This is a genomic window from Nocardia yunnanensis, assembly GCF_003626895.1.
Lineage (GTDB): Bacteria > Actinomycetota > Actinomycetes > Mycobacteriales > Mycobacteriaceae > Nocardia > Nocardia yunnanensis.
Map to the genome: position 1 here is coordinate 5,654,407 of NZ_CP032568.1, position 20,764 is coordinate 5,675,170.

Annotated in this window: 18 protein-coding genes and 1 tRNA gene; 15 read left to right on the forward strand and 4 right to left on the reverse strand. The window is 68.0% G+C overall.

Annotated elements, in window-relative coordinates; genetic code table 11:
- Positions 1-172 precede the first annotated feature (172 nt).
- The 3 genes from D7D52_RS26650 to D7D52_RS38015 all read left to right on the forward strand — a co-directional run bounded on the left by D7D52_RS26650 (position 173) and on the right by D7D52_RS38015 (position 2,159).
- On the forward strand, positions 173-1,105 hold the full coding sequence (locus D7D52_RS26650) for an SDR family NAD(P)-dependent oxidoreductase (RefSeq protein WP_120740657.1): 933 nt from the start codon (positions 173-175) through the stop codon (positions 1,103-1,105).
- Positions 1,106-1,318: 213 nt separating this feature from the next.
- Positions 1,319-1,870 carry a CocE/NonD family hydrolase C-terminal non-catalytic domain-containing protein gene (locus D7D52_RS26655; RefSeq protein ID WP_162958564.1) on the forward strand — a complete coding sequence of 184 codons (552 nt, stop codon included), beginning with the start codon at positions 1,319-1,321 and terminating at the stop codon, positions 1,868-1,870.
- A gap of 82 nt (positions 1,871-1,952) precedes the next feature.
- On the forward strand, positions 1,953-2,159 hold the full coding sequence (locus D7D52_RS38015) for a hypothetical protein (protein ID WP_162958565.1): 207 nt from the start codon (positions 1,953-1,955) through the stop codon (positions 2,157-2,159).
- Between the two features lie 314 nt (positions 2,160-2,473).
- On the opposite strand, the gene D7D52_RS26665 is transcribed toward D7D52_RS38015, so the two are convergent.
- Positions 2,474-2,547: transfer RNA gene (locus D7D52_RS26665), tRNA-Arg, on the reverse strand.
- A gap of 201 nt (positions 2,548-2,748) precedes the next feature.
- Between D7D52_RS26665 and D7D52_RS26670 the strand changes: the two genes are divergently transcribed.
- From D7D52_RS26670 to D7D52_RS26700, 7 genes are all read left to right on the forward strand, one after another.
- Positions 2,749-4,788: a bifunctional copper resistance protein CopD/cytochrome c oxidase assembly protein gene (locus tag D7D52_RS26670; RefSeq protein WP_120740663.1), complete on the forward strand. Its 2,040-nt coding sequence runs from the start codon at positions 2,749-2,751 to the stop codon at positions 4,786-4,788.
- A gap of 11 nt (positions 4,789-4,799) precedes the next feature.
- A complete protein-coding gene (locus tag D7D52_RS26675) occupies positions 4,800-5,744 on the forward strand; it encodes a threonine/serine dehydratase (RefSeq protein WP_120744488.1) in 945 nt (314 codons plus the stop codon).
- Positions 5,745-5,862: 118 nt separating this feature from the next.
- A complete protein-coding gene (locus D7D52_RS26680; protein WP_120740665.1) occupies positions 5,863-6,312 on the forward strand; it encodes a single-stranded DNA-binding protein in 450 nt (149 codons plus the stop codon).
- A gap of 10 nt (positions 6,313-6,322) precedes the next feature.
- Positions 6,323-7,999 (forward strand): energy-dependent translational throttle protein EttA, encoded by a 1,677-nt coding sequence (ettA, locus tag D7D52_RS26685; protein WP_120740667.1) that lies wholly within the window; start codon positions 6,323-6,325, stop codon positions 7,997-7,999.
- Positions 8,000-8,674: 675 nt separating this feature from the next.
- On the forward strand, positions 8,675-13,576 hold the full coding sequence (locus D7D52_RS26690; RefSeq protein WP_120740669.1) for an NAD-glutamate dehydrogenase: 4,902 nt from the start codon (positions 8,675-8,677) through the stop codon (positions 13,574-13,576).
- Between the two features lie 95 nt (positions 13,577-13,671).
- Complete coding sequence (locus D7D52_RS26695) at positions 13,672-14,067, forward strand: acyl-CoA thioesterase (protein WP_281279237.1); 396 nt, start codon at positions 13,672-13,674, stop codon at positions 14,065-14,067.
- A gap of 13 nt (positions 14,068-14,080) precedes the next feature.
- On the forward strand, positions 14,081-14,755 hold the full coding sequence (locus D7D52_RS26700) for a DUF8185 domain-containing protein (protein ID WP_120740671.1): 675 nt from the start codon (positions 14,081-14,083) through the stop codon (positions 14,753-14,755).
- Between the two features lie 42 nt (positions 14,756-14,797).
- On the opposite strand, the gene D7D52_RS26705 is transcribed toward D7D52_RS26700, so the two are convergent.
- Positions 14,798-15,115, reverse strand: coding sequence for an AzlD domain-containing protein (locus D7D52_RS26705; protein ID WP_120740673.1), 318 nt, complete (start codon positions 15,113-15,115; stop codon positions 14,798-14,800).
- Entirely contained in the window at positions 15,112-15,873 is a 762-nt protein-coding gene (locus tag D7D52_RS26710) for an AzlC family ABC transporter permease (RefSeq protein WP_120740675.1), read from the reverse strand. Before D7D52_RS26710 ends, D7D52_RS26705 begins: the two co-directional genes overlap by 4 nt.
- A 74-nt stretch (positions 15,874-15,947) precedes the next feature.
- Here D7D52_RS26710 and D7D52_RS26715 point away from each other — a divergent pair, with 74 nt between their 5' ends.
- Positions 15,948-16,541, forward strand: coding sequence for a helix-turn-helix domain-containing protein (locus D7D52_RS26715; RefSeq protein ID WP_120744490.1), 594 nt, complete (start codon positions 15,948-15,950; stop codon positions 16,539-16,541).
- A 27-nt stretch (positions 16,542-16,568) separates the two neighbouring features.
- Here D7D52_RS26715 and D7D52_RS26720 read toward each other — a convergent pair whose 3' ends face one another.
- Complete coding sequence (locus D7D52_RS26720) at positions 16,569-17,297, reverse strand: HNH endonuclease (RefSeq protein WP_187703043.1); 729 nt, start codon at positions 17,295-17,297, stop codon at positions 16,569-16,571.
- A gap of 249 nt (positions 17,298-17,546) precedes the next feature.
- Here D7D52_RS26720 and D7D52_RS26730 point away from each other — a divergent pair, with 249 nt between their 5' ends.
- The 4 genes from D7D52_RS26730 to D7D52_RS26745 all read left to right on the forward strand — a co-directional run bounded on the left by D7D52_RS26730 (position 17,547) and on the right by D7D52_RS26745 (position 20,504).
- Positions 17,547-17,960: a globin gene (locus tag D7D52_RS26730; RefSeq protein WP_120740681.1), complete on the forward strand. Its 414-nt coding sequence runs from the start codon at positions 17,547-17,549 to the stop codon at positions 17,958-17,960.
- 134 nt (positions 17,961-18,094) lie between these two features.
- Positions 18,095-19,693: a glycoside hydrolase family 13 protein gene (locus D7D52_RS26735; protein ID WP_120740683.1), complete on the forward strand. Its 1,599-nt coding sequence runs from the start codon at positions 18,095-18,097 to the stop codon at positions 19,691-19,693.
- A 78-nt stretch (positions 19,694-19,771) separates the two neighbouring features.
- Positions 19,772-20,050, forward strand: a complete 279-nt coding sequence (gene ctaJ, locus D7D52_RS26740; protein WP_120740684.1) for an aa3-type cytochrome oxidase subunit CtaJ — start codon at positions 19,772-19,774, stop codon at positions 20,048-20,050.
- Complete coding sequence (locus D7D52_RS26745) at positions 20,037-20,504, forward strand: DUF5130 domain-containing protein (protein WP_246023306.1); 468 nt, start codon at positions 20,037-20,039, stop codon at positions 20,502-20,504. The genes ctaJ and D7D52_RS26745 overlap by 14 nt, the downstream gene beginning before the upstream one ends.
- The last annotated feature ends 260 nt before the right edge of the window (positions 20,505-20,764 follow it).

Sequence of the window (20,764 nt, forward strand, 5' to 3'; positions counted from 1 at the left end):
ACCGCGGTGACCGTCCCCCAGCCCTTCTCGGATTCCGTGCGGCGCCCGCTGTACGGCCTTGTTCGTCCGCCTGACCTCGGGCGGCACTGCATCAACGCAGATGTGAATGGAGATAGATCATGAGTCCTCTGACCGCGAGTATCGCGAAGTCCGCCGGGGAAGGGGCAGCCTGATGTTCCGTGCCAAGAACTCCGACCCGAAGCTGGTCCTGATCACCGGTGCGGGCAGCGGGATCGGGCGGGCCACCGCCCTGCGCTACGCGGGTATGGGGGCCACCGTGATCGTCACCGACATCAACGGCGACACCGCGCAGGCGACCGTCGACATGATTCGCGCCGAGCAGGGCAGGGCCGAAATGTATGTCCTGGACGTCAGCGACGACAGCGCCTGGCAGGAGCTCGCCGCACGCGTCGCCGAAAACCACGGTGTGCCGGACATTCTCATCAACAATGCCGGATACGGCATCGCGGGCGGCTTCCTGGAGCACTCCAAGGCCGACTGGGACCGGCTGCTCGCGGTGAATCTGGACGGGGTGGTCAATGGCTGCCGGGCCTTCGCTCCGCTCATGGTCGAGCGCGGGAGCGGTCAGATCGTCAATATCTCCTCCGGAATGGGTTACATCCCACTGGCGACGACACCGTCCTACTGCACCTCCAAGGCCGCCGTTCGAATGTTCAGCGAATGCCTGCGCAGCGAACTCGCGGCCAAGGGCGTCGGCGTCACTGCGATCTGCCCCGGCATGGTCGGCGGCACGGGCTTGATCAGCAACGGTCAGGTGGTCGCCGAAATCGACGGATTCGACGAAGCGGACAAGAACGAGTTGCGCGACGTGCTCGGCGCGCTTGCCGAGAAGCACGGCGCCCGGTTCACCTCGCCGGATTACATCGCACGCGGCATAGTCCGTGCGGCGCGGCACAATTGGGGCGTCGTGCCGGTGCGACCGGAGTCGTGGATGATGTTCGCGATGCATCGGATCTCGCCAGGGCTGCTGCGCTCGGGCGCGGCGCTGTTCACGCCCGGGCGCATCGAACGCGGTGCCGCGATCGTCTCGGATCGAATTCCACAGCGGTGGGTTGATTACGCCAAGTCCCGAGCCGGGGTGTAGGCGACGGCAACGGGATCTTCCCGGTCCCAGGCGCGGGCCCGGTCCGGTGCCCTGGCTTGGAACGCGCGCTTCGATATCGGTCCGAGCCGGTACCCCGCCGTGAAAGTGGAGCGGGGCGTTGGCATTCCGATGTCGGACGGGGCGGTGCCCTCAGCCGAATTGACCCGACCGGCTACCAGGCGTGGGTGGCCGGTCGAAGGACCTCTGCCGGTCGTGGTGACCTTCACCCTGTACAACCAGGCGCTCATCGATCGGGCCTCGCCCCTGTTCAGTGCCGCGGAGTGGTTCGGCGGGCACGTGGTCCGACGGGTGTCACGCTCGTCCGGAATCCGAGTCGGCCGAAGGGAATTGGTGCGGACGCTGGGCGGTGGCGCTCTCGACGTGCTGCGGTCCAGCCGCACCCTGGTCTCACGGCGGAGACGAGCGGTCGACGAGGTCGCCAGCACCCGTGTCGCCGGTGAACTCCTCGCACCGGTACATCCCCTGACCACCGCGTCGCTGCTACGGGTGACCCCGGCCCAACCCCACGACCTCGACATCGACCTCGCACAGACCGAGGCTCTGCTGCGCCCCGGCCACCGCCTGCGCGTCACCATCGCCAGAACCAGCTGGCCACGCCACATCCTGACCCCGGCCCTCCGGCGCCGACTCGGCCGCCAAGAGGTAGTACTGGATCCAGATCATCCGAGCTGGCTCGCCTTCCAGGCCGCCGATCAGCGCAGGTGGGTATCACCGACTTCACATCAGGGGAAGTCGTCTAGGTGATTCGACCAGCCCGCGAACGTTCGCAAGTCGAACCGGTCCCATGCGGCAACGGATTTGGCAACCGGACGCAGCGAAATCCAGCATGACGACCGGGATGCCACGGACATCATGGATCGCGGGGACCGCTGATGACCAGCGCAAACGGGCCAAACACATTGTTCTGCCGCTGACCGCGCTGACCGCGCTGACCGCGCTGACCGCGCTGACCGCGCTGACCGAATCGGTCGAGCGGTGGGCGGCGGAATTTCGACTAGTGGTTGCGATTCGGGCCGACCGCCGGGCACGTTGAGCGTTCGTCGGCGCTGTTCGATTTTGCCGCGGTGGTTGTGGCTGGGGGAGGCGAGCAAATCTCGATCCCGCAAAACCGGTCCCGTGGGCGTAGCCCTCGTGGAGGCTGTGCGGAGGTTCTTGGGCACGGGCGGTCTTGGGGGCGTAGCTGAGCTGGCTATTGTGTTCTATAGGTGCTCTGAGCTGGGGTGTTAGCTGTCAGCAACCCCCGATGAATCGAACCTGCGACCTGCGACCTGGGGTTTCTCTGGTTCGGTGGTGGGGTACGTGGTGTGGGTACCCGGCCTGACCTGGGTAAAGGTCAAGCCCGGCGAGCGCCCCCGGCAGGAATCGAACCTGCGACCTAGGGATTAGAAGGCCCTTGCTCTATCCAACTGAGCTACGGAGGCAGTGCGGGCATCGTGGTGATGCGGCACCAAACACCTTGACCCAAATCGATCTCGGTGTCCAGCGCGTTAAGTATAGCGAGCGTCCAGATCAGGGAAGGTGGGTCGCTTAGCAACTGTTCGGCGCGTCGGGCGGGGTGTGCGGACCGGAGGACCGGAAACCCTGGGGGAGTCCGGATGGGCGCTCCGAACTACGCTGGGACTATGTCGTCAGCGCAGGACCCGCCCGCAGGATCGGACGTTTCGGTTGGTCGGGCCGGGTCCGGGGTGAGGTTCGCGGCGATTGCGGCTTTCGGCGGGGCGGCTGCGGCGCTGGTGGCGGCGCTGGTCGTGGCGTTGTCGGCGGCGCAGGCGCTGACGCTGCTGGGGATTCCGGATCCGGGGCCGGTGACCACCTACGGGTTGCCGGCGGTGCGAGCGGTGGCCGATTTCGCGGCCGCGCTGACCGTCGGGTCGCTGTTGTTCGCGGCCTTCTTCGTGCCGCCGCAGCGCAGCGGAGTGCTGGATGTCGGGGGTTATCGGGCGCTGCGACGCGCCGCGAACGCCGCCCTGGTGTGGGCGGGTGCGGCGGCGTTGCTGGTGCCGTTGACGTTGTCGGACACCACCGGGCAACCACTGCAGGATTCGTTGCGGCCCGAGCAGGTGTGGCGGGCCGCGGACAAGGTGGATGTCGCCGGATCGTGGCGGTTCACCGTGTTCATGGTGGTGGTGCTGGCCGTCGGCTGTCGGGTCGCGCTGCGCTGGGGGTGGACGCCGGTGCTGCTGTGGCTGGCGGTGCTGTCGCTGCTGCCGGTCGCGCTGACCGGTCACTCGTCCTCGGGCGGCGCCCACGACCTGGCCACCAACAGCCTGATCCTGCACCTGCTTTCGGCCTGCTTCTGGGTGGGCGGCCTGTTCGCGGTGCTGGCCTACGCGTTGCGCGACGGCAAATACACGGCGCTGGCGGTGCGGCGGTTCTCGAAGGTGGCGACCGTCTCGTTCGTGGTGATCGCGATCAGCGGTGTGATCAACGCCTATGTGCGAGTCCCGCTGTCGGAGCTGTTCTCCACCACCTACGGCAGGCTGGTGCTCGCCAAGGCGGTGGCGCTGATCATCCTGGGCGGCATCGGTTTCCTGCAGCGGCAGCGCGCGATCCCGGATCTGGAGAGGGATCCGGGCGATCGCGGTGCGCTGATTCGCTTCGCGGGCGTGGAGGCGCTGGTGTTCGCCGCCACCGTCGGCCTCGCGGTCGGCCTGGGGCGCACGCCGCCGCCGGAACTGGGCACGGTGCCGACACCGACCGAGGTGGAGATCGGCTACAACCTGGCGGGTCCGCCGACGGTCGCGCGCCTGGCGTTCGACTGGCGCTTCGATCTGATCTTCGGGACCCTCGCGCTGGTGCTGGCCGTCGTCTATGCGGTGGGGGTGCGGCGGCTGCGCAAGCGCGGTGACGCCTGGCCGGTGGGCCGGACCATCGCGTGGCTGGCCGGGTGCGCGACGTTGCTGATCGCGACCAGTTCGGGGGTGGGCCGGTACGCGCCGGCCATGTTCAGCGTGCACATGGCCCAGCACATGATGCTGTCGATGCTGGCGCCGATCCTGTTCGCGCTGGGCGGCCCGGTGTTGTTGGCGCTGCGGGCAATTCAACCGGCCGGTCGGGATGCTCCGCCGGGACCACGCGAATGGATCCTGGCGGCTGTGCACAATCCGGTGTCGCGCTTCATGACTCAGCCGGTGATCGCCGCGGTGTTCTTCGTGGCCGGGTTCTACGCGCTGTACCTGGGCGGCATCTTCGACAAGTTCGTCGGCACGCACGGCGCGCATCTTTTCATGAACGTGCACTTCCTGGTGAGCGGTTACCTCTTCTACTGGGTGGTGATCGGCATCGATCCCAAGCCGCGGCCGGTGGAACCGCTCACCAAGCTGGGCATGGTGTTCGGCTCGCTGCCGTTCCACGCGTTCTTCGGTATCGCGCTGATGAGCATGGATACCGTGATGGGCGGCTGGTTCTATCGCAGCCTCGACCTGCGCTGGAACACCGACCTGCTCGCCGACCAGCACACCGGCGGTAGCCTCGCATGGGCCAGCGGCGAGATACCGCTGGTCGTGGTGATGCTCGCGCTGCTGATTCAGTGGTCGCGCAGCGACACCCGCCTCGCGAACCGGATCGACCGCCAGGCCGAACGCGACGACGACGCGGACCTCACCGCGTACAACGCCATGTTCGCCGAACTCGCCCGGCGAGACGGAGAGGTACGCAAGTGAACGATGTCGCCATGGCGACCCGGAAGGTCAAGCGGCTCTACCGATCCGACGTACGCCAGGCCCGTCGCCTGCTGCGTGGCCACACCCGCAAGACCCCCGTGTTCCACACCGACATCCTGGGCCCGCGCGGGCCGGTACCGGTGACGCTCAAACTCGAATACCTGCAGCACGGCGGTACTTTCAAGGTGCGCGGCTGCCTCAACGCGCTGTTGCAGACCCGCGGCGACAAGACCGGCGTGGTGCTGGCCTCGGCCGGCAATGCCGGAATCGCGGCGGCACTGGCCAGCGCGTTGCGCGGAATGTCGTGCACCGTGGTGGTTCCCGAGTCTGCGTCGCATACCAAGGTGGCGGCCATGTGGTCGCACGGGGCCGAAGTGCTGTGGCACGGAACGACTTACGCCGAGGCGCACAAGTACGCGCGGCAACTGGCCGCCGAACGCGGCGCGATGCCGTTGCACGCCTACGACCTGCCGGAGATCGTGACCGGGGCCGGGGTGGTCGGGCTCGAGATCGAGGAACAGGTGCGAGGCCGGCCGCCGGTGCTGGTCGCGGTAGGCGGGGGCGGACTGGTCGCGGGCGTCGCGGTGGCGCTGGGGCTGCGCGGACGGGTGATCGGGGTCGAGCCAGAGGGCGCGCCGACGCTGCACGCCGCGCTGGCGGCCGGGCATCCGGTGGATGTGGACGTCTCCAGCGTCGCCTCGGATGCGCTGGGCGCCAACCGGATCGGTGATATCGCGATGGAGGTGGCGCAACGCTACGGGGTGCGGTCCCTGCTGGTCAGCGACGACGCCATCGTCATGGCGCGGGAGTACCTGTGGCGGGAGTTCCGCATCGTCGTCGAGCCGGCCGGCGCGACGGCGGTCGCGGCGATCCAGAGCGGCGCGTACGTGCCGGCGCCGGGGGAGCGGCCGGTAATCGTGTTGTGCGGAGCCAATACCGATCTCGCGACGCTGTAGTTGTCCACAGGGCGCGTGTTGTCCACACTCGCCGTCTCGGGGCTGTCACCGGTCTTGCCCGCGGGCGAAGCTGGAAGGCGACGGAAAGCAGTTGCCCGAATCGGCAAGGGGGAGTGGAATGTACGAGGCGAACACCGCGGTCATCGGCCGGATCGTCACCCATCCGGTGCGGCGGACGATGCAGAATGGGGATCAGGTCCTGAGCTTCCGGCTGGCCAGCACCGCGCGCCGCTACGATCAGGGCGCCGGGGACTGGGTGGACGGTGGCACGTTGTATCTCACCGTAAGCTGTTGGCGACGGGGGATCGTCGAAGGAGTCGAAGCGTCACTGCAGCGAGGTGATCCGATCATCGCGTACGGGCAGTTGCGCTCGAACGAATACACCACCCGAGACGGCGCGGAGCGCACCGACCTCGAGATGCGGGCCCTGGCAGTGGGTCCCGACCTGGGTCGTTGCACCGCCCCGGTGCGGCGTAAATCCTTCGGTCGAACCGACCGGACCGACCCCGTGGAACGGCCGTCCGTGGATGCGGACACTGCCGGAGAACCCGCTACTACACACAGTTAGGCTTGCCCATATGGCTGAGTTCATTTACCAGATGGTGAAGGTGCGAAAGGCGCATGGCGACAAGGTCGTGCTCGACAATGTGACCTTGAACTTCCTTCCCGGCGCCAAGATCGGTGTCGTCGGCCCGAACGGCGCGGGTAAGTCCAGTGTGCTGAAGATCATGGCGGGACTGGACCAGCCGAACAACGGTGACGCCTGGCTCGCGCCCGGCGCGACGGTCGGCATCCTGCAGCAGGAGCCGCCGTTGAACGAGGAGAAGACCGTTCGCGGCAACGTCGAGGAGGGCCTCGGCGAGGTCAAGGTCAAGCTGGACCGCTACAACGAGGTCGCCGAGCTCATGGGCGTCGAGTACACCGACGAGCTCATGGAAGAGATGGGCCAGCTGCAGGAGTACCTCGATCACGCCGACGCGTGGGATATCGACTCCCAGCTCGAGCAGGCCATGGACGCGCTGCGCTGCCCGCCGCCGGACGAGCCGGTCATCAACCTCTCCGGTGGTGAGCGCCGCCGCGTCGCGCTGTGCAAGCTGCTGCTGAGCAAGCCCGACCTGCTGCTGCTCGACGAGCCCACCAACCACCTCGACGCCGAATCGGTGCTGTGGCTCGAGCAGTTCCTGGCCTCCTACCCGGGCGCCGTGCTGGCCGTCACCCACGACCGGTACTTCCTCGACAATGTCGCGGAGTGGATTCTCGAGCTCGACCGCGGCCGCACTTTCCCCTACGAGGGCAACTACTCCACCTACCTGGAGAAGAAGGCCGAGCGCCTCGAGGTGCAGGGCAAGAAGGACCAGAAGCTGCAGAAGCGCCTCAAGGAGGAGCTGGCCTGGGTCCGCTCCGGCGCCAAGGCGCGGCAGGCCAAGAACAAGGCGCGTCTGGGCCGCTACGAGGAAATGGCCGCCGAGGCCGAGAAGATGCGCAAGTTGGACTTCGAGGAGATCCAGATCCCGGCGGGTCCCCGCCTGGGCAGCGTGGTCGTCGAGGTCGAGCACCTGGACAAGGGCTTCGGCGACCGGCAGCTCATCAAGGATCTGTCGTTCACCCTGCCGCGCAACGGCATCGTCGGCGTCATCGGTCCCAACGGTGTCGGTAAGTCGACGCTGTTCAAGACGATCGTGGGCCTGGAGAACGCGGACAGCGGCAGCGTCCGCGTCGGCGACACGGTCAAGCTGAGCTACGTCGACCAGAATCGCGCCGGCATCGACCCGAACAAGAATGTCTGGCAGGTGGTTTCCGACGGGCTGGACTTCATCCAGGTCGGGAATGTGGAAATGCCCTCCCGCGCATACGTTTCGGCGTTCGGGTTCAAGGGCCCGGATCAGCAGAAGCCGGCCGGTGTGCTCTCCGGTGGTGAGCGCAACCGCCTGAACCTGGCGCTGACCCTCAAGCAGGGCGGCAACCTGATCCTGCTCGACGAGCCCACCAACGACCTCGATGTCGAGACCCTGAGCTCGCTCGAGAACGCGCTGGAGAACTTCGCCGGCTGCTCGGTGGTCATCTCCCACGACCGCTGGTTCCTCGACCGCACCTGCACCCACATCCTGGCGTGGGAGGGCACCGACGACAACCCGGCCTCCTGGTTCTGGTTCGAGGGCAACTTCGAAGCCTACGAGGCCAACAAGATCGAGCGCCTCGGCCCCGAAGCCGCCCGCCCCCACCGCGTCACCCACCGCAAGCTCACCCGCGGATAGCTCCGGGCAGACGCCGCCGCTCGGCCCGCCCGCTCAGGGCGGGTCCGAGCGGGAGCCGATGGCAGGGTCGGTGACGCCGTCGGCGACGGTGTGCAGGACGCAGTCGATGGCGGTCTTGTCTTTGAGCAGGTCGCGCTGGCTTTACCGCCGCGGGTCGGGAGCACTGGCGTTGTCGGACCGGCGGATGGCGTCCGCGGTCTGATATGACGGGTCGGCGGTCCGACATGACGGTCCGCGACTTTGACGGGTCCGCGGTCCGACATGACAGGTGCGCGGTCTGACATGGGGGTTCGCGGTCTGATATGACGGTGTACGAAAGATGGTGTGGGGCAAGGGGGAGTAGGTTGGGCGGGGGTTGTTGGTCTAACGGTTGGTTGCTGGATGGTTGTGGGTTGGCTGGGTGGCGGGGGATGGCCGGGATAGTGAACGGCTATCGGGTAGCGAACTAAGTGGTTTCGCATTCGCACGTTTGCGTGAATTGTGTTTTGGTGCAAGGTTTGTCGGGGGCGACCTGGAGGTTTCGGGGCGGGGGTTTGGGGCCGCGAACCGTCTGGTTCGTCCGTATTGTGAGACGCGGCGCGGCATTGAGAGGAATTCAGCCCGGCACATCTTGCGCCCAGCTACTCTCGCATCGGCGTCACTTTGTTACGGAACCGAATCCGAGGAGTTGGCGAAATGACGGTCTCGTCCGAATTGTCCAGCGCTGCCTGGGCTGCGAGTTTGCCCGCGTCGCTGCGCGGCAACCTGGTATCCCTGGAGGAGGCGTATTTCCGACACGTGGACGCTGGGGACGCGGACTGCGCCATCCCGGCGACCTCCACCCATATCTTCCGCTGCCATGTCGATCTGGCGATCGAGCGCACCCCCGGCACCGCGAATCTCCGTGTGTACCAGGCGGATGACGAAGCCGGCCTCGGTGTCGCCGTCCAGATGGTCACCGACGACATGCCCCTGCTCGTGGAGTCCGTCACCTCTTCGCTGAGCCGCATCGGCGTAAGCGTCAGCGAGGTCGTGCACCCCATCTTCGAGGTGACCCGTGACGCCGCGGGTCGCCTGGAAACTGCGGTGCCGCACGAGGTCGACGGCAACGGCTCCACGGGCCTGCGCGAGTCCTGGATGCACGTGCAGCTGCACCCCTCCACCAGCCGCGCCCAGCTCGAGCAGATCGAGACCGCGTTGCCCGACGTCCTCACCGACGTGCGCCGCGTCATCGAGGACACCGAGGCCATGCGCCAGGCCCAAGAGCGTGTCGCCGGCGAGCTCGACACCGCCGCGGCCGCAGGCAGATCCGCTTTTCCCGCAATGGATCTCACCGACTGCGCCAACCTGCTGCGCTGGCTGGCCGACGGCCACTTCACCGTGCTCGGCTACGCCCGCTACGAACGCAGCACCGTGGACGGCCAGGCCAAATCCATCATCGTGCCCGAATCCAGCCTGGGCGTGCTGCGCCCGAATGTCGGCACCGATTTCCGCGTGCCCGACAACAGCGGCGACCAGCCGCTGCTCATGCTCACCCAGGGCCTGGTCCCGGCCACCGTGCACCGCGCGGTCTATCCGTACTTCGTCGGCGTCGCCGAAATGGACGAGTCCGGCAACGTCACCGGCGAGCACCTGTTCATCGGCGTCTTCACCGTGACCGCCCTGCACGAGAACGTGCTCGACATCCCGGTCATCGACCGCCGGGTGCGCTCGCTCATCGAGGCCAGCGGTTTCGACCTGGACTCCTTCTCCGGCCAGGAGATGCTCGAGGTCATCCAGTCCTTCCCGCGCACCGAGCTGTTCTCCTCCGAGCCCGACGCCCTGCGCCGTACCGCCAGCGCCGTGCTGAATGTCGGTATGCGCCGCCAGGTTCGGCTGTTCATGCGCATGGACGGCTACGGCCGCTTCGTGGCCTGCATGGTCTATCTGCCGCGCGACCGCTACACCACCCGGGTGCGCCTGGAGATGCAGGACATCCTGGTCCGCGAACTCGGCGGTGTGTCCATCGACTACTCGGCGCGCGTCTCCGAGAGCGACCTCGCCAGCGTCTATTTCACCGTGCGCCTGCCCGATCAGGGTTCTGCCGCCGACACCTCCGAGACCAACCGCCTGCGCCTGCAGCATCTGCTCGCCGAGGCCAGCCGCACCTGGGACGACCACCTGCGCGACGAGGTCGCCGCCTCCACCACGCTGGACCCCGCCGTGGTGCAGCGCTATGTCGAGGCGCTGCCGGAGAGCTACAAGGAGGACTTCGAGCCCACCCGCGCGGTGGCCGACATTCAGCGATTGCACGGCCTGTCCGGCGGCGGCATCGAACAGCATCTCTATCGCTGGCCCGATTCCGCCCCCGGCTCATGGCGTTTCACCCTCTTCATCGACGGTCCCGGCATTTCACTCAGCCAGGTGCTGCCTTTGCTGCAGAGCCTCGGCGTCGAGGTGATCGACGAGCGCCCCCACCAGGTCGAGCTGGATCACGGTCCCGACCAGTGGGTCTACGACTTCGGCCTGCTGGCGCGCCCGGAGCTGCTGCGCAGCGCCCTGGACCGCAATATGGACGCCGAACTGGTGGAATCCGTCGGCCGCCTGGACGTCCTCGACGCGCACGTGCGCGGGCTGCGGGAACGCTTCACCGATGCTTTCGAGGCGCTCTGGTACGGCCTCGCCGAGGCCGACGGCCTCAACGAACTGGTGCTGCGCGCCGGCATGAACTGGCGCACCGTCTCCATCCTGCGCGCCTACTCGAAGTACTTGCAGCAGGCCGGATTCCCCTACAGTCAGGCCGCTATCACCCGCGTGCTGCTGACGTACCCCGAAGCCGCGAGCATGTTCGTCGAGCTGTTCGCCGCCCTCTTCGATCCGGACTCGGCCAATCCCGACCACGCCGCCGAGCTGGAGGCGGCGGTCCGCCACCGCATCGACGAGGTGGTGAGTCTGGACGCCGACCGCATCCTGCGTGCCATCCTGGGCCTGATCAAGGCCACTTTGCGCACCAACTACTACATCACCGACGCCGAGGATCGGCCGCGAGATTACCTGTCGTTCAAGGTGGAACCGCGCGAGATCGCCGAATTGCCCAAGCCCAGACCGCAATTCGAGATCTTCGTCTACTCGCCGCGCGTGGAGGGCGTGCACCTGCGCTTCGGTCCGGTGGCGCGCGGCGGCCTGCGCTGGTCGGATCGTCTGGAGGATTTCCGCACCGAGATCCTGGGCCTGGTCAAGGCGCAGGCGGTGAAGAACGCGGTGATCGTGCCGGTCGGCGCGAAGGGCGGTTTCGTAGTGAAGAACCCGCCGGCCGGCACCGCCGACCCGGTGGCCGACCGCTCGGCCCTGCAGGCCGAGGGCATCGCCTGCTACCGGACATTCATCTCCGGCTTGCTCGACATCACCGACAATGTGGATCGCGCCACCGGCGCGGTGCTGCCGCCGGCGCGGGTGCTGCGTCGCGACCCCGACGACACCTACCTCGTGGTGGCTGCCGACAAGGGCACCGCGACCTTTTCCGACATCGCCAACGATGTGGCCCAGTCCTACGGTTTCTGGCTGGGTGACGCCTTCGCGTCCGGCGGTTCGGTCGGCTACGACCACAAGGCGATGGGCATCACCGCCAAGGGCGCGTGGGAAAGCGTCAAACGGCACTTCGCCGAAATGGAGATCGACACCCAGGCACAGGATTTCACGGTGGTCGGCATCGGCGACATGTCCGGCGACGTGTTCGGCAACGGCATGCTGCTCTCGCGTCACATCCGGCTGGTGGCGGCGTTCGACCACCGCCACATCTTCCTGGACCCGAATCCCGATGCGGCCACGTCGTTCGCCGAGCGCGAGCGCATGTTCGCGCTGCCGCGCTCCTCGTGGGCGGACTACGACCGGACGCTGATCAGCACGGGCGGCGGCGTCTACGACCGCACGGTCAAGGCGATCCCGGTCAGCGAGGAGGTGCGCGAGGCGCTGGGACTGCCAGCCGAGGTCACGGTGCTGTCGCCGCCGGAGATGATCCGCGCGATCCTGAAGTCCCCCGCGCAGCTGCTGTGGAACGGCGGCATCGGCACCTACATCAAGGCCGCCGCCGAGACCAATGCCGAGGTCGGCGACAAGTCCAACGACGTGGTCCGGGTCAATGCGAACGAGTTGCGGGTCAAGGTGATCGGCGAGGGCGGCAACCTGGGCGTCACGGCCTTGGGCCGCATCGAGTTCTGCCGCTACGGCGGCAAGATGAACACCGACGCCCTGGACAATTCCGCGGGTGTGGACTGCTCCGACCACGAGGTCAATATCAAGGTCCTGCTCGACGGCGTGGTCTCCAGCGGTGAGCTGCCCGCCGCCGACCGCAATCCGCTGCTGGCCTCGATGACCGACGAGGTCGCCGAATTGGTGTTGCGCGACAACGTCTCCCAGAACATCCTCATGGGCATGTCCCGGGCCGAGGCCCCGCGCATGCTCAATGTGCACCAGCGCGTCATCGAGGACCTCGAGGAGAACCGCGGCCTGGACCGCGATCTGGAGGCGCTGCCCAGCGATGCGGAGATGAAGCTGCGGGCCGAGCAGAGCACCGGCCTGACCTCGCCGGAGTTGTCGAATCTCATGGCGCACGTGAAGCTTTCGCTCAAGGCCGATCTGCTGGCCAGTGATCTGCCCGACAGCGTCTACTTCTCCGCGCGCCTGCCGCACTACTTCCCGACTCCGCTGCGCACCCGCTTCGCCTCGGCCATCAAGCGGCATCGCCTGCGCCGGGAGATCACCACCACCATGCTGGTCAACGAGGTGGTGGATCTGGGAGGCATCACCTACGCCTTCCGCCTCGGCGAGGAGATCGGGGCCTCGGCGTCGGATGCGGTGCGCGCCTTCACCGCCGCCACCCAGATCTTCGATCTGCACGCGGTGTGGAATCGCATTCGCGCCGCGGATGTCCCCACCGGCATGAAGGACGGGCTGGAACTGGAGACCAAGCGCACCCTGGACCGGGCCTCGCGCTGGCTGCTCAACAACCGTCCGCAGCCGATCGCGGTGGGCGCGGAGATCCACCGCTACGCCCAGGGCGTGCGCGCGCTCTCGCCGAAGGTGCCGGGCTGGCTGCGCGGTCACCACATCGACACCCTCAACGATCAGTGCCAGGCCATCGTCGATCAGGGCGCGCCGAGCGAACTGGCCACCGAGGTGTTCAACCTGCTCAACCAGTTCCCCCTGCTGGATGTGCTGGACATCGCGGACATCACCGAACGCAGCGGCGAGGAGGTGGGCGCGCTGTACTACGCGCTCAACGACCACCTCAAGATCGATTGGCTGTTGCAGGCGGTCAGCCACCTGGAACGCGGAGACCGCTGGCACGCGCTGGCCCGGCTCGCGCTGCGCGACGACATGTACGGTTCGCTGCGCTCGCTGACCCTCGATGTGCTCTCCGCCGGTGACCCGGAGGAGACGGCCGAGGAGAAAATTGCATACTGGGAGTCGAAAAACCAGTCCCGGCTGGGCCGTGCACGCAGCGCCCTGTCGGAACTGTTCGAATCCGGAACCCACGACCTGGCCACGCTGTCGGTTGCGGCGCGGCAGGTGCGCAGCATGGTGAGCGGGGTGGGCGCGCAATCGGAGGTACCGCGTTGACGAGTGTCGGTTCGCTGAACGGCCACGCCAAGACGGCCCAGCCCCAGCCGGGAGCGCTCCCGGCCCCGGGCCGGCCCAAGCGTTTCCACAACAAGGTGGAGGTGCGCTGGTCGGATATGGACGCGTTCCAGCACATCAACCATGCCCGCATGGTCACCCTGCTGGAGGAGGCCCGCATCCCGTGGCTGTTCGGTGACGAGCGGCCGACGGTCAAGCTGCGGACCGGCTGCGTGCTCGCCGACCTGCGGGTGCAGTACAAGGGTCAGCTGCGGCACGAGGACACGCCCCTGGACGTGTCGATGTGGATCGAGCGGTTGCGCGCGGTGGATTTCACCGTCGGCTACGAGGTACGCGCCGCCGGCGCCGCCCCGGATTCTCCGCCGGCGGTGATCGCTTCCACACAGTTGGCCGCCTTCGACATCGACACCCAGCGACTACGCCGCCTCACCGCCGAGGAACGCGACTACCTGGCGCTGTGGCTGGCCGACTGACCGAGCGCGACCGTTGTCGGGACAACTGACCCTCGCCGTTGCGGATCCCGCGGAACGCGAGAACCTCGCCACCTTCCTCACCCATGCCCTGCGCCTCGACCCGGCCACGGTCATCCGGCTGCGCCGGCGCGGCGACCGTTACGTCTCCGCCTGGGCCGCAACCGGTTTCGAGACGCTGGCGGTGCGGACGGTGGTCGCCGAACTCGGGATGGACGATGTGACGGTCGGCGGGGACACCCTCCTCGCCGGTCTGCACGGCCCGGACAACGGGCGGGCGTTCGCGCTCGGGTACCCCATGGATTCCTCCTGGCGGACCGCCCTGCCCCCGGAGACCGGGTTCGTCCACATCGACGATGTGCCCGCGCGCATGCTCGTCGAATTGGCCGAGCGCGGCGCGGAATTGGCGCAGGAACACGGTAGCGGGCACGGTCCGCCCGCCGCCCTGCTCGATCAGACGGTGCTGACCGTCTCGGGCGGCGGCGAGCGGGTAGAGGTGCCCATGCGAGTGGTGTTCGCCTTGGCCGCCATGGATTTCATTCCGCACGGCGGTGAGAAGACCGATTCGCGCCGCATCTCGGTGGACGAGATCGTGCGAGTCCGCGCGGCCCGCACCTGGCTGCGCCTGGACGCGCGCTACGGGTCGGTCGCCCGCCGCCGCGGTCCCGCGCTGCCGCTGCTTCCCGGCTGAGCGCCGGGCAGCAGCCCGGCGCAGGCGTGCCCCGACGCTCGCTCAGTGCACGCCGAGCGCCCGCAGCCCGGCGGTCACCACGGCCGCCGACAGGATCACCACCAGCAGTGGCGCCCGCTTCCACGCCATCCCGGCCGCGACGAGCACTCCGGCGGGCAATGCCCACCCGAAATGGCCACCGCCCGAAGGGATCAGCGTGGTCACCGCGAGCGCGGTCAGCAGCACGACCGAGGCGATCTCCAGCAGCCGGATGGTGCGCGGCGAGATCGTGATCCGGCTGCGCAGCAGCGGCCCCGCCAGTCGGAATGCGAAGGTGCCGAAGGCCAAAGCCATCGCGCCCAGCAGCAGCGTCTTCGTCATCGGGCTTGCCTGTTGCCCGCGGCGACAACGCCGGCCGCATCCTCACCGACGGCACCGGTGATCGTTTCGCCCGCAGGCTCGGCCTTGTCGCCGCCGGCGCGGCGCACGACCAGCAGCACCGCCGTCAGCGCGAGCAGGACCGGCAGGCCCGCGCCCAGGAACGGGGTGGTGGCCGCCGCCACCGCGGCGCCCGCCAATGCGGCTGTGCGGGTGAGGGGTTCGCGCAGGGCGGGCAGCACGAGCGAGAACAGCACGGCGGGAAAGACCGCGTCGAGCCCGAAGGCATTGGGGTCGGGGACGACCGAACCGAGGATCGCCCCGACGGCCGCGCCGAGCGGCCAGGCGGCCAGGACCGCGAGCCCGCACAGCCAGTAGGCGGCACGCCGCCGGTCGCGGTCGGGCTGCGCGAGGGCCATGGCCACCGATTCGTCGTTCATCACATGCGTGCCGACCAGCCGCCGCCAGCCGGTGCCGACCACATCGGGAACCGACAGGCCGTAGGGCACGTGCCGGGCGTTGACCAGCAGCCCGGCCAGCACGGCCGCGACCAGGCCGCCGCCCGCGGTGAGAATGCCGATGAACACGAACTCCGAACCGCCCGCGACCACGGCCACGCTCATGAGCATCGGCAGCCAGCCGGGCAATCCCGAGGTGACGGCGGTAGCGCCGTAGGATATGCCGATCATGGCGACTGCCAAGCAAATCGCCGCGATACCTGTGAGCACACCCCGATCGAGTGTTCGCCATGCCGAACGCATGTTTTCTATAATGAACGCACCGGGCCGGGTTCGTCAAAGGGGCATCACGTGATCCCGGTACTGTGAAGCCCATCATGAGCCAGCCAGACAGCTCCGTGCCGGTGTCCGCGCCGGCGGCACCCGAGTCTCCGCAGGAGGCGATCGCCGCCGCCCTGCGCCGGGAGCGGGCCCGTTCCGGGCTCTCGCTGACCGAGGTCGCCAAACGCGCGGGCATCGCCAAATCGACGCTGTCCCAACTGGAATCGGGCGCGGGCAATCCGAGCATCGAAACCCTGTGGGCGCTGTGCATCGCCCTGGACATCCAGTTCTCGCGCCTGCTGGACCCGCCCAGCCCGGCGGTGCAGGTGATTCGCGCCGGGGAAGCGCCCGCGCTGGCCTCCGGGCAATCGGAATACCGCATCGCCCTGCTGGCCGCCTCGCCGCCGGCGGTCCGGCGCGATATCTACCGGCTCACCGCCGAGCCCGGCCACCCGCGCGAATCGGATCCGCACAGCCGCGGCGTCGTCGAGCACGTGGTGCTGGCCGTCGGCCGCGCTCGGGTGGGCCCGGCGGATGCTCCCGTGGAGCTCGCGCCCGGCGACTACATTTGCTATCCCGGTGACATGCCCCACGTCTTCGAGGCGCTCGAGCCCGGCACGTGGGGCATGCTCATCAGCGAATACAGCTGACCCGCAGGCGCTTTCGCCGTGACGAGGTCAGGCCGCGCCCTCGCCGAGGTACTGCAGCCAGGACGGATCCAGCTCGTTGCTGGCCGACAGCAGCCGCCAGTGCGGACCCTTCGGCGCGACCATCGGGTGGTGCAGCACCCAGCCCAGTTCGCTCAGCAGTTTGTCGGCCTTGCGGTGATTGCACGGCGCGCAGGAGGCGACGCAGTTCTCCCACGAATGCGCGCCACCGCGGCTGCGCGGAATCACGTGGTCGATGGTCTCGGCCTTGCCGCCGCAGTACGCGCAGCGATATCGGTCGCGATGCATGAGGGCGGCGCGGGTCATGGGTACCCGTGCCCGGTAGGGGACACGCACGTAGTTGCGTAGGCGGATGACCGAGGGCAGCGCCACTGCGGTCCCGGCGGAATGCACGACCGGACCCTCCGGGTTGTCGTGCACGGTATCGGCCTTGTCGCAGATCAGCAGCACGATGGCGCGGCGCGCGGACAGGGCGGTGAGTGGCTCGTACGTGGCGTTCAACAGCAGCACACGGCGTTTGGCCCAGGCTGGAACGGGTGCTGCGGCGGGCGGATGATGCGAATGTTCGCGATGGTCGCCCGGATGGGCGGGCTCGGGATGAGCGCCCGGGTGATGCTCGGAATGAGAATATTCGGACAGCAAGTGCAGCGGAGTAGCCCCCGACCCACGATTGTGGACGTCGGCGGGCTGGAGTTGTCGGTGCGTCCGCGCCTCTCGGGCGCCGTGCCGCTGCTTCATGGGCCATACCCCGGTTTCGTATTCGTCCGATTGTGTGGTATCTCGGCAGACTGCCACCCAGTTGACCATGGAATGGCGCACAATGCCATCTCTTTCGACACATTGTCGGGCACATTCGGATGAACAAGGTGTGACAATCGCGCCGGGCCCCCGACGTGGTCCGTCGAGGGTGTGATTTCGCCAGGTCATCGCCGGGTTTGTGGCCGAATCGACGCTGGACCGAGCGGCCGCCGAAACCGACACGGCAGAATGGGGGACGTGACTTCCGGCGAGCAGACTGCGACATCCTTCTACGAAGCCGTGGGCGGTGCGGAGACCTTCCATCGGATCGTGGCGGCCTTCTACCGCGAGGTGGCCGATGACGAGGTGCTGCGGCCGCTGTATCCGGAGCAGGATCTGGGCCCGGCCGAGCGCCGGTTGCGGATGTTCCTCGAGCAGTACTGGGGTGGCCCGCGCACCTACTCCGACGAGCGCGGGCATCCGCGGCTGCGCATGCGGCACATGCCGTTCAAGGTGGGTCCGATCGAGCGGGACGCGTGGCTGCGAGCCATGCACATCGCGGTGGCCGAGATCGAGCCCGAGGTGCTCGACGACGCGCATCGGCAGCAGCTGCTCGGCTACTTCGAGATGGCCGCCAATTCGCTGATGAACTCGCCCTTCTGAATTGGTTTCGCCGAACCCGCAGCGTACATGCGGGTTTCCTGCTGCCCGCAGCCGTCCGCTGATCATTTGCTGAAACTGGACAACTCCGCACGACGACCCACCGGAAATGGCCGTGTTTTGGCACCATTACGGCTGTGACTGATATTTCCGCCGCGGCCGGGGATGGGGCCGGACAGGCTCCGTGGTGGCGTTCGGCCGTGTTCTACCAGGTGTATCCCCGTTCCTTCGCCGACTCCGACGGGGACGGGGTGGGCGATCTGGGGGGATTGCGCGAAAAGCTCGGCTATCTCGAACTTCTCGGGGTGGACGCGCTGTGGATCTGCCCGGTCATGCGCTCGCCCATGGCCGACGGCGGCTACGACGTGTCCGACCCTCGCGATATCGACCCGCTCTTCGGCGGGATGGCGGCGATGGACGCGATCATCGCCGAGGCGCACGACCGGGACATGCGGGTGACCATGGACCTGGTGCCCAACCACACCAGCGATCGGCACCCGTGGTTCCGGGCCGCGCTGGCCGCCGGGCCGGCGAGTCCGGAGCGGGCCCGCTACTGGTTCCGGGACGGGCGGGGGCCGGACGGTGCTGAGCCGCCGAACAATTGGCCGAGCATCTTCGGCGGTCCGGCATGGACCCGGGTGATCGAACCGGACGGAAGACCCGGGCAGTGGTACCTGCACGTGTTCGCGGCCGAGCAACCGGACCTGAACTGGGAAAACCCGGAGGTAGCAGCCGATTTCGAGCAAACCATGCGGTTCTGGCTCGATCGCGGCGTGGACGGGTTCCGCCTCGATGTCGCCCACGGCATGGCCAAACCCGACGGGCTGCCCGATATGGCGCACATCCCGACGCACATGCTGCACCTCGACGACGACGATCCGCGCTTCAACAATCCCGGTGTGCACGACCTGCACCGGGGCATCCGCAAGATCATTAACGAGTACCCGCACGCGGTCTCCATCGGCGAGGTGTGGGTCCACGACAACACCCGCTTCGGCGAGTACGTCCGGCCCGACGAGCTGCATCTGGCCTTCAACTTCCGGCTCGCGCAGACGGCCTTCGAGCCGGAGCGGATTCGCGAGGCCGTCGACAATTCGCTGCGCGCGGTGTCCCAGGTCGCCGCCTCGCCCACCTGGACGCTGTCCAATCACGACATCGAGCGGGAGGTCACCCGCTATGGCGGCGGGGCCGTCGGCCAGGCGCGAGCGCGAGCCATGATCCTGCTGGAGATGGCGCTGCCGGGCGCGGTATTCGTCTACAACGGCGCCGAATTGGGGCTGCCGAACGTGGACGACCTGCCCGAGGCAGCCCTGCGGGATCCCACGTGGGAGCGGTCCGGGCACACCGAGCGCGGCCGGGACGGCTGCCGGGTGCCGCTGCCGTGGGAGGGAGATCGGCCGCCGTTCGGGTTCACCACGGGCACGCCGTGGCTGCCGATGCCGCCGCAGTGGGCGGGACTGACCGTGGAGGCCCAGCTGGAGCGGCTGGATTCCATGCTGTCGCTGTATCGGATGGCGATCGAATTGCGGGCCGTGCGGCCGGAATTCGCGGGGCCGGGGCTGGAGTGGTACGGGAGCCCGCCGGGGTGTCTGGCCTTCCGGCGGGACGGCGGATTGCTGTGCGTCCTGAACGCCACCGACGCGCCGATTCTGCTGCCGGCCGGGGATGTGCTGTTGACCAGCGCGCCCCTCAGCGGCAGGAAACTTCCGGCGAACTCCACGGCCTGGCTGATCTGAAAGGGTGATTGTCACGACACGGTCGCACTACCCCTTACCGGTCGTAGTAGTCGATGCGGCATCGGATACCGTTGGGCCGTGAGCATTCTCCAGACAGTGCTGATCTACGTCGGCATCCCGGTTGCGATCTATCTGGTGATCGCCGGATTGTCGTTCCTCGGCAAGCCGCTGCCGGGCAAGCGGCCGGATCACTACGAACTCGGTGAGCAGTGGACCCAGCCTCCGGTGCTGTGGAGCGCGACCGACGAGGTGACCGGCGCCGGCCACCACGACATTGCTGACTCGCATGGCTCCCATGCGGCAATTGATTCCGCCCCTGCGGAACTGATCGGAGGCCGGGCAAGTGGCAAGTTCTAATTGGCCCGCGGTGAACCAGGCCGACCTACCCCACGGCCACGCGATCACGGTCAGCGGCCGCGTCTCCGGTGTGCACGAGGCCGGCGATCTGTTCGCGGACGTGCCGTTCACCGACCGCGAGCGGCTGCTCATGGACAACGCGCTCACCGATGCCACCCGGGCCACGAAGGTGCGCTTCAACATCTACATCGGTGACCTGGGCGCGGATTCCGCCGCCGGCGTCGACGCGCTGTTCCCGTCCACCCCGGAGGCCGCCCGCTCGGTGCTGATCGCGGTGGATCCCAACACCAGCTCCGTCGAGGTCCGCTCCGGCCGCGACGTGGCCGAGCGTGCCAACGACCGCGTCTGCCAGCTCGGCGCGACCGCGGCCACCAGCTCGTTCCGGCAGGGTGAGCTGATCGACGGCCTGGTCTCGGCCGTGCGTGTGATGGCTGCGGCCATCGGCCGCGTGTAGCCGCGGCTCTGCAAGATTCCAGGGGCTTCGCCCCTGAAACCCCAAGGGACGTTTGGGGGCCCAGCCCCCAAACCCCCGCGGGATGAGCCCGGCGCCCCACCGACAGACAATGAGCCCGGGGCCCCATTGCCGACAGACAACGAGCCCGGCCCCATTGCAGGCAAGGCCGCAGTGCCCGGTCCCGTCGCCGGCAAGGTCGCGGTGCTCGGTGGGCGCGCGCCCGGCGTGTTCGCGACCGTCAAGCCGGTCAGACTCGAGCC

What these genes read in the sequence shown, in the direction of transcription:
- D7D52_RS26650 (WP_120740657.1), top strand. Translation starts at nt 173, where the DNA reads ATGTTCCGTGCCAAGAACTCCGACCCGAAGCTGGTCCTGATCACCGGT.
- D7D52_RS38015 (WP_162958565.1), top strand. Translation starts at nt 1,953, where the DNA reads ATGACGACCGGGATGCCACGGACATCATGGATCGCGGGGACCGCTGAT.
- D7D52_RS26670 (WP_120740663.1), top strand. Translation starts at nt 2,749, where the DNA reads ATGTCGTCAGCGCAGGACCCGCCCGCAGGATCGGACGTTTCGGTTGGT.
- D7D52_RS26675 (WP_120744488.1), top strand. Translation starts at nt 4,800, where the DNA reads ATGGCGACCCGGAAGGTCAAGCGGCTCTACCGATCCGACGTACGCCAG.
- D7D52_RS26680 (WP_120740665.1), top strand. Translation starts at nt 5,863, where the DNA reads ATGTACGAGGCGAACACCGCGGTCATCGGCCGGATCGTCACCCATCCG.
- ettA (WP_120740667.1), top strand. Translation starts at nt 6,323, where the DNA reads ATGGCTGAGTTCATTTACCAGATGGTGAAGGTGCGAAAGGCGCATGGC.
- D7D52_RS26690 (WP_120740669.1), top strand. Translation starts at nt 8,675, where the DNA reads ATGACGGTCTCGTCCGAATTGTCCAGCGCTGCCTGGGCTGCGAGTTTG.
- D7D52_RS26705 (WP_120740673.1), bottom strand. Translation starts at nt 15,115, where the DNA reads ATGACGAAGACGCTGCTGCTGGGCGCGATGGCTTTGGCCTTCGGCACC.
- D7D52_RS26710 (WP_120740675.1), bottom strand. Translation starts at nt 15,873, where the DNA reads ATGCGTTCGGCATGGCGAACACTCGATCGGGGTGTGCTCACAGGTATC.
- D7D52_RS26715 (WP_120744490.1), top strand. Translation starts at nt 15,948, where the DNA reads ATGAGCCAGCCAGACAGCTCCGTGCCGGTGTCCGCGCCGGCGGCACCC.
- D7D52_RS26720 (WP_187703043.1), bottom strand. Translation starts at nt 17,297, where the DNA reads ATGAAGCAGCGGCACGGCGCCCGAGAGGCGCGGACGCACCGACAACTC.
- D7D52_RS26730 (WP_120740681.1), top strand. Translation starts at nt 17,547, where the DNA reads ATGGGGGACGTGACTTCCGGCGAGCAGACTGCGACATCCTTCTACGAA.